At 61.7% G+C, this 7,868-nt stretch carries 6 protein-coding genes; 3 read left to right on the forward strand and 3 right to left on the reverse strand.

Translation table 11 applies throughout. The annotated features are described in order from the left end of the window. Nucleotide 1: 1 nt before the first annotated feature. Genes ACESNB_RS01745 through ACESNB_RS01755 form a run of 3 tightly spaced genes read right to left on the reverse strand, consistent with a single transcriptional unit; the run spans nt 2 to nt 5,771 of the window. Nucleotides 2–1,405, reverse strand: coding sequence for an efflux transporter outer membrane subunit (locus ACESNB_RS01745; RefSeq protein ID WP_373002942.1), 1,404 nt, complete (start codon nt 1,403–1,405; stop codon nt 2–4). Next, nucleotides 1,405–4,548 carry an efflux RND transporter permease subunit gene (locus tag ACESNB_RS01750; protein ID WP_373002944.1) on the reverse strand — a complete coding sequence of 1,048 codons (3,144 nt, stop codon included), beginning with the start codon at nt 4,546–4,548 and terminating at the stop codon, nt 1,405–1,407. Before ACESNB_RS01750 ends, ACESNB_RS01745 begins: the two co-directional genes overlap by 1 nt. Nucleotides 4,549–4,568: 20 nt before the next feature. Next, on the reverse strand, nt 4,569–5,771 hold the full coding sequence (locus tag ACESNB_RS01755) for an efflux RND transporter periplasmic adaptor subunit (protein WP_373002946.1): 1,203 nt from the start codon (nt 5,769–5,771) through the stop codon (nt 4,569–4,571). Between the two features lie 120 nt (nt 5,772–5,891). Here ACESNB_RS01755 and ACESNB_RS01760 point away from each other — a divergent pair, with 120 nt between their 5' ends. The 3 genes from ACESNB_RS01760 to ACESNB_RS01770 all read left to right on the forward strand — a co-directional run bounded on the left by ACESNB_RS01760 (nt 5,892) and on the right by ACESNB_RS01770 (nt 7,779). Continuing rightward, a complete protein-coding gene (locus ACESNB_RS01760; protein WP_373002948.1) occupies nt 5,892–6,482 on the forward strand; it encodes a TetR/AcrR family transcriptional regulator in 591 nt (196 codons plus the stop codon). 105 nt (nt 6,483–6,587) lie between these two features. Beyond that, nucleotides 6,588–7,460: an alpha/beta fold hydrolase gene (locus ACESNB_RS01765; protein WP_373002950.1), complete on the forward strand. Its 873-nt coding sequence runs from the start codon at nt 6,588–6,590 to the stop codon at nt 7,458–7,460. A gap of 64 nt (nt 7,461–7,524) precedes the next feature. Next, a complete protein-coding gene (locus tag ACESNB_RS01770) occupies nt 7,525–7,779 on the forward strand; it encodes a hypothetical protein (RefSeq protein WP_373002952.1) in 255 nt (84 codons plus the stop codon). The last annotated feature ends 89 nt before the right edge of the window (nt 7,780–7,868 follow it).

Here is a 7,868-nt window from a genome sequence, read left to right on the forward strand (position 1 = left end):
TCTAGTCGGCGGTTACCGTCACGACGGGGCCGCCGCCGAGTGCCCGGAACAGGGACACGACGTTCAAGGCCCGGTCCAGTTCGGCTCCAATCAGGTTCTGGCGCGACTGATAATCGTCCCGCTGGGCATCCAGCACAGAGAAATAGTCATCGATCCCTACGCGGAACCGTTCCTGCGACAGGTTCAGCGTGACCGACGCATCCTCGACAAGCCGGCGCAGCGCGTCGATCCGGTCATCAACCGTCTGCGCGATCGCCAGCGCGTCAGCGGTCTCGCGGAAGGCCGTCTGGATCGATTGCTCATACTGCTCCAGCGCCAGGTCGCGGTTGGCCTTGGACACGCCGAGGTTCGCCTTGCGACTGCCACCATCGAAGATCGGCAGGGACAATTGCGGGCCAATGCTCCACGCGCCGCTGCCGTCGAACAGGTCATCCAGTCCCGTACTGCTATACCCGGCGCTGCCGGTCAGCGAGATCGTCGGGAAATAGGCCGCGCGAGCCGCACCGATATTCGCATTTGCGGCGCGCAATTGCCGCTCCGCCGACAGCACATCAGGACGATTGAGCAGGATGTCCGACGGCGCATCCACGGCCAGCCTATCCTTGATGGGCGACGGGCTCAGCACGGCCTGCTCCGCAACATTCGTCGGCAGGTTCGCTCCGACAACCAGTCGCAGCGCATTCACGTCCTGCCGCACCAGTCCGGTAAACTGCGCCACCTGCGCCTTCGCCGTCTCGACACTGGCCGACGCCCGACGCACATCGATCTCCGTCACGACACCGGAATCGAACAATTCCCGCGTCAGTGCCAGCGACTTGCCCTGGCTCTCGACAGTCTCTTGCGCCAGCCTCAGACGCTCTTGGTCGGCCGCGAGTGTCAGCCAGGACTGCGCCACTGACGAGATCAGCGAAATCTTCACGCTGCGCTCGCCTTCGACCGTCGACATGTAGGTTTGCAGAGCCGCTTCATTCAGGCTCGACACCCGACCGAACAGGTCCAGTTCATAGGCCGTCACACCCAATTGTGCTTGCGCACTGTCAGTCAGGAAGGCGGAGGCATCGTCGCCATCAAGCGCACCTGCTTCGCGCGCCGATCCTGTGGCTGACAGGGTCGGCAGACGCGCGGCCCGCGTTATCCCATATTGCGCTTCGGCAATCGCGATCCGTGCGGTTGCCGATCGCAGGTCCCGGTTGTTCTCCAGCGCCAGCTGTATCACGCTTTCCAGCGCATCGGATTCGACAAGGTCCTGCCAGCCGCGCACATCGGCAGCACCCGTGTCGGCATCCGAAACCGGCAAAGCATCCGGCACGGGAGCCGCCACGCGGTCATAGGCTGGCGCGAGATTGACACATCCCGCCAAGGCGACAGACAGCATGAGTGGGGCAAGGCGAAGAGTGTGGGGCATCAAACAGTTCCATCAACTTGAAGGCGCGCCTTGGGCGTGCGGGTCGTCAGTTTCCGGACGACGACATAGAAAAGTGGCGCAGCAAACAGGCCAATCACCGTCACGGCGATCATCCCGCTCAGCACGGTTGTTCCCAGTGCGGCGCGCGACGCTGCCCCGGCACCCGAACTGAACACAAGCGGCGTAATACCCAGACCGAAGGCCAGCGACGTCATCAGGATCGGACGGAAACGCAACCGCACCGATTCCATCGTCGCCTCGATCAGCCCCTTGCCTTCCGCCTCAAGCGCGCGGGCGAACTCGACAATCAGGATGGCATTCTTGGACGCAAGCCCGACCGTCGTCAGCAGGCCCACTTGGAAGAAGACGTCATTGTCATACCCGCCCAGATGGGCACCAATGACCGCGCCAAGCATGCCAACAGGCGCAACCAGCAACACGGATATCGGCACCGTCCAGCTTTCGTAAAGCGCCGCGAGGCAAAGGAAGACGAACAGGCCGGACAACAGGTAAAGCAAGGTGCTCTGATTGCCGGAGCTACGCTCCTGCGCGCTGATACCCGTCCATTCGAGGCTCGTGCCAGCCGGCAGGCGAGCCACCAGCTCTTCCATCTTGTCCATCGCCACACCGGAGCTTTCGCCCGGCGCAGGCTGGCCCTGGATGTTTAGCGCTGGCGAGCCATTGTAGCGTTGCAGCAGCGACGCGCCATAGTCCCACTCGGACGACACGATCTCCGACACCGGCGTCATGTCCCCGGTATCGTTGCGCACGCGCCAGTCACCAATATCGTCGGGCTGCATCCGGAACGGGGCATCGCCCTGCACGTAGACGCGCTTGATCCGCCCACGGTCGATAAAGTCATTCACATAGGTGCCGCCCAGGCCGACCGACAACAGGCTCGTCGCATCGGCCAGGTTGATGCCCAACGCCTGCGCCTTCTGGTAGTCGAGGTTCAGCTTGAATTGCGGACTGTCTTCCTGCCCGTTCGGACGCACACTCGTCAGGCCCGGTTCCTGCGCGGCCATGCCAAGCAATTGGTTGCGTACCTTGACCAATGCATCATGGCCGATGCCGCCGGTATCCTTCAGGTAGAGGTCAAAACCGCTGGCATTGCCCAGTTCGCGGATAGGTGGCGGGATAACGGCGAAGATCATCGCATCCGTGCGCTGGCTGAAAGCACCCGAGGCCCGCCCGGCAATCGCCGACGAAGACTGGTCCTTCCGGGTCCGCTCCGACCAGTCCTTCAGCGGCGTGAACGACAGGCCGACATTCTCGCCCTGCCCGGCAAAGCCGAATCCGGCAATCGCCATGACGCCCTGCACATTCTCGGTATCGTTCTCACGATAATGCAGCGATACGGCATCCATGACCTCCGTTGTCCGCGCCAGTGTCGCACCGGTCGGCAGCTGGACAATCGTCATCACAGCGCCCTGGTCTTCGTTCGGCAGGAACGAGGTTGGCAGGCTGCGGAAGCCCAGTCCCAGCAGGACAAGCATCACGGCGAACACACCCACGAAGAGCCAGACACGGCGCAGCACACGCGCCACGACCGCCTCATAACCATCACGCAGGCGCGAAAATCCGCTATCGAACAGGGCACCGGCGCGAGCGGCCAGGTTTTTCTTTTCGGACACGTCATGTCCGTTCGCTTTCAAAAGGGTCGCACACAGGGCGGGCGACAGGGTGAGCGCGACCAGCACCGACAAGGTCATGGCGGTAACGATCGTGATCGAGAACTGGCGATAGATCACACCCGCCGATCCCGGGAAGAATGCCATCGGAATGAACACGGCCGACAACACAACCGCGATGCCCACAAGCGCGCCTGTAACCTGCTTCATCGACTTGCGCGTCGCATCGCGCCGCGACAGGCCTTCTTCGGCCATCACCCGCTCGACATTCTCCACCACCACGATCGCGTCATCGACCAGAAGGCCGATCGCCAGCACCATGGCGAACATGGTCAGCGTGTTGATCGAATAGCCAAACATCAGCAGTACCGCGAACGTCCCCAGCAAAACCACAGGTACCGCGATCATCGGAATGAAGCTGGCCCTGAAACTTTGCAGGAAAACGAGGATCACGAGGAAGACCAGGATTACCGCTTCGATCAGCGTCTTCTGGACTTCATGAATGGACGTGCTGATGAACGGCGTCGTGTCATACGGATAGACCACGCCGATATCGTCCGGAAACTGCTTCGCCAGCGTGTCCATCGCAGAGCGCACGCCTTCCGCCGTCTGCAAGGCATTCGCGCCCGATGCCAGCGAGACAGCCATACCGGCCGCCGGCTGTCCATTATACTTGGCAACCGTCGAATAATTCTCCGCACCCATCTCGACCCGTGCAACATCGCTCAGCCGCACGGATGCGCCATCACCAGTGGTCAGGATCAACAGGTCGCGGAACTGGTCGGGAGTGGAGAGCAGTGTCTGCAGCGAAATGGTTGCCGTGATTTCCTGGCCTTCGAGCGCCGGGCTTCCGCCCAGCGAACCGGTGGAGACTTGTGCGTTCTGCGCGCGGATCGCGGTAATCACGTCGCTCGGCATCAGGCGGTACTGGTTCAGTTTGCCCGGATCGAGCCAGATCCGCATCGCATAGGGCGAACCGAACAGCCGAACGCTGCCGACGCCATCGATCCGGCTCAGCACGTCAGTCACGTTCGAGCGCGCATAGTCGCCCAAATCAGTCTGGTCGAACGTCCCATTCGGCGAAATCAGCGCCGTCACCATCAGGAAGCCTGCCGACGCCTTGCTTACCGTCACGCCCTGGCGTTGCACCTGTTCGGGCAACAGCGGGCTCGCCAGCGCCAACTTGTTCTGCACCTGCACCTGCGCGATGTCCGGGTCGGTCCCGGTCTCGAAGGTCAGCGTGATCGAGGCGACGCCCTGCGAGCTGGACGAGGAGGCAATGTAGTCCAAGCCATCCAACCCGGTCATCTGCTGCTCTATCACCTGCGTGACCGTGTCCTCGACCGCCTTGGCCGATGCGCCGGGATAGACAGCGTTGATCGACACCGTGGTCGGTGCGATGTCGGGATACTGGGCGACCGGCAGGGTCCTCAGCGCGATACCGCCTGCGATCATGACAATGATCGCCAGGACCCATGCGAAGATCGGCCGGTCAATGAAGAAATCAGCCATGGGGGTTCATCTCGGTTGAATTACTGTTTGACGACATGTGTCGCAGCGCTGTCCGGTTCGGCCGACGCTGTTTGTGGCTGCACCGACATGACGGGCGCGCCGGGGCGCACTTTCTGAAGGCCGCCAATGATCAGCTTGTCGCCGTCTTCCAGGCCGTCGGACACGATCCAGTCATTGCCGTGCGCTTCGACGATTGTCAGGTTGCGCATTTCGGCCGTGCCATCCTTGCCGACCACCATCGCGGTGGGGTCACCTTTGACGGTGCGGGCCACAGCGCCCTGAGGCACGAGGAAGACATTGTCATATGTGCCTGCGCTGAAGCTGGCATTGACGTACATGCCCGGCAGGATGAACCCGTCCGGGTTGGGAACGACCGCGCGCAGGATCACCGATCCGGCGCTTTCATCCACGTTCACTTCGCTGAATTCCAGCCGCCCCGGCTCGGAATAGGTGCTGCCATCTTCCAGCTTGATCGACACCGACACGCTCTGGCCGTCGGACGACTGAATCCGGCCAGCCGCGATATCGCGCTTCCAGCCGAGGATCTTTGAGCTGCCCGCTGTCAGGTCCAGGTAGATCGGGTCCAGTTGCTGAACCATCGCCAGTGGCGCGGCCTGGTTTTCAGTCACCAGCGCGCCCGGCGTAACGGTCGAGCGGCCAATCTGGCCCTCGATGGGTGAGGTCACCCTTGTGCGCGACAGATCGATATTTGTGCGCTGCAGCGCTGCCTTCTGGATCGCCACGTCGGCCTCCGCCTGCTTCTGGGTCGCGACCGCCTGGTCAAGATTCTCCCGGCTCACGGCATTGATCTCGGCAAGTCGCTCGAACCGACCAGCCGTCTGGCGCGCCGCTTCGGCTGTCGCCTCTGCGCCCTGAACGGCAGCTTTTGCGCTGTTTACCGCGGCGGCATATTCGGAAGTATCAATCTGGTAGAGCGCCTGGCCCTGGCTGACCAGTTCGCCTTCCGTGAATAGGCGCGACTTGATCAGCCCTGTTACCTGGGGGCGGATCTCCGCCTCCCGGAATGCGCGGGCGCGGCCCGGCAGTTCGCGTGTACTTTCGATGCTCGTCCGGTGCACGACCATCACGTCGACCGGGGCCGCAGCGGGAGCGCCAGACGCAGATTGCGCGGGCGCGGCTGGCTCGGACGCACCGCAGGCAGCTGCGGTGCCGATGAGCGCCGCAGCGATCAGAGCTCTGAAACTGTTTGATATTCTTGGCATTACTGTCACCTTGATCAATCGCGCCTATGTGTGATTGACCGCTTGTAAAGTTAGAATGAACGTTCGAAATAATGTTGCGCCGCAACAAATCAAGAACGGGGAGCAGAAGTTTTTACGAAAATGACCAAAACCATCGAAAAAAACTCACCACGCGCCCAGGCACGGTGCGAACAGATACTCGACGCAGCGACCGCCTGCTTCGTTGAACAGGGCTTTCATGGCGCCGGCATGGCCCGCATCGCCGAGCAGGCCAGCATGAGTGCTGGCCATATTTATCACTATTTCGACGGGAAGGACGCGATCATCGCGGCCATCGTCGACCGTGAAAACGGCCTCCAGACAGATAAACTCTCATCTTTCAAAAATGTTCCGCCGGACGCCTTGCGAAACGAGCTGGTCGAGCGGGCCGAAGAAGGCGTTCGCAGCCTGACCGACCCGTTCAAATCGGCCCTCAGCCTCGAGATCATCGCCGAAGCCCAGCGCAATCCCGCCATCGCAGAACGGATGCAGGTCCATGACGCGAAAGTCAGGGCGATCTTCGCAGAACTACTGCGCGACCATCTCCAGCTCGACAATGTCGAGGGACGGGTCGACATGCTTTTTACCCTGTTCGACGGGCTGGCCATCCGCATGCTCCGTCACCCCGATCTGGATCCGGTGACGATGCTGCCGTTCATGCGCGCATCGATCATGTCCATCCTGGCGGCCTGACACCTAACCCCATCACCACCCCACTGGTCCCACCCCCGGCACCACCGCGTCACGCCACCCTCACGGCTCTGGACAGCATGGGGCAAAGCCGGGCAAATCATCTCCATGACCAATTTCTCCGGACCGACCTCGAACAGCTTCATTTCCCAGCGCCTGCGCCTGCACTATGTCGACTGGGGCAACCAGGACGCGCCGCCGCTGGTTCTGGTCCATGGCGGCCGTGACCATTGCCGTTCATGGGACTGGGTCGCCGAGGAACTCAGCAAGGACTGGCACGTCGTCGCGCCCGACCTGCGCGGTCATGGCGACAGTGCCTGGTCAGAAGACGGCGAATATTCGGTCCGCGCCTGCGTCTACGATCTCGCCCAACTGATCCATCAGCAGAAGTTCAATCCCGTCACCATCGTCTCCCATTCCTATGGCGGCACGATTTCCCTGCGCTATGCTGGCATCTATCCAGAAAATGTCCGCAAGATCGTCGCCATCGAGGGCCTTGGCCCGTCGCCGAAAATGATGAAGGAGCGCTTCAGCACCTCACCCGGCGAGCGCATGCGCGAATGGATCAACTCCAAGCGCGCCGCCGCTGGCCGCACGTCGAAGAAATACCCGACCCTCGAAGACGCCTATACGCGCATGAAAACCGAGAACAGCTACCTCACCGATGAACAGGCCCGCCACCTGACCATCCACGGCATCAGCCAGAACGAGGACGGCACCTATTCCTGGAAGTTCGACAATTACTTCCGCGTGATGACGCCGTATGACATCCCCTATACCGACATCGAGACCCTGTGGCAGGCCATCACCTGCCCTACGCTCCTGCTCTATGGCGAAAAGAGCTGGGCCTCGAACCCGGCCGAGGATGGCCGCCTCAAGCATTTCCAGGATGCCAAAGTGAAGCTCTACGAAAATGCCGGCCACTGGCTCCACCATGACCAATTCGACCGCTTCATCGCCGACCTGAAAGCCTTCCTCTAGCTGCGCGACCGGTCTGACAGGAAAAACTTGTCCCCCCCTCCGGCGCGGCCCCACAATGGGCTGCATGACAGACACGGCCGACCCCACCCTGTTTTCCCGCGTGACCGACATGGTCGCCGCATTCATCGAGTGGATCAGTGGCCGCGAGACGCTGACTATCCCGCGTGCCTTTTACAGGAAGGCCCAGCGCCGTCTCTGGGTCATCGAAGACATGCTGCGCGGCGCGCTCTACATTCCCGCACTCGAGCTCACGGGCGCGCCCATAGTCCCTAAAGCACTTCCGCATCATTTGACTCCATATCCAGCAGCTTTGAAGTAGTTCTGGCATTCGTCGGCTGAGTAGAGGTCGATGACCGAGGCGATTGCGTTGTGGAGGTCTTCGATTGTCCTCGCGCCGATCCGTCTGAG

Source organism: Hyphomonas sp., from assembly GCF_041689225.1.
GTDB lineage: Bacteria > Pseudomonadota > Alphaproteobacteria > Caulobacterales > Hyphomonadaceae > Hyphomonas.

What these genes read in the sequence shown, in the direction of transcription:
- ACESNB_RS01745 (WP_373002942.1), bottom strand. Translation starts at nt 1,405, where the DNA reads ATGCCCCACACTCTTCGCCTTGCCCCACTCATGCTGTCTGTCGCCTTG.
- ACESNB_RS01750 (WP_373002944.1), bottom strand. Translation starts at nt 4,548, where the DNA reads ATGGCTGATTTCTTCATTGACCGGCCGATCTTCGCATGGGTCCTGGCG.
- ACESNB_RS01755 (WP_373002946.1), bottom strand. Translation starts at nt 5,771, where the DNA reads ATGCCAAGAATATCAAACAGTTTCAGAGCTCTGATCGCTGCGGCGCTC.
- ACESNB_RS01760 (WP_373002948.1), top strand. Translation starts at nt 5,892, where the DNA reads ATGACCAAAACCATCGAAAAAAACTCACCACGCGCCCAGGCACGGTGC.
- ACESNB_RS01765 (WP_373002950.1), top strand. Translation starts at nt 6,588, where the DNA reads ATGACCAATTTCTCCGGACCGACCTCGAACAGCTTCATTTCCCAGCGC.
- ACESNB_RS01770 (WP_373002952.1), top strand. Translation starts at nt 7,525, where the DNA reads ATGACAGACACGGCCGACCCCACCCTGTTTTCCCGCGTGACCGACATG.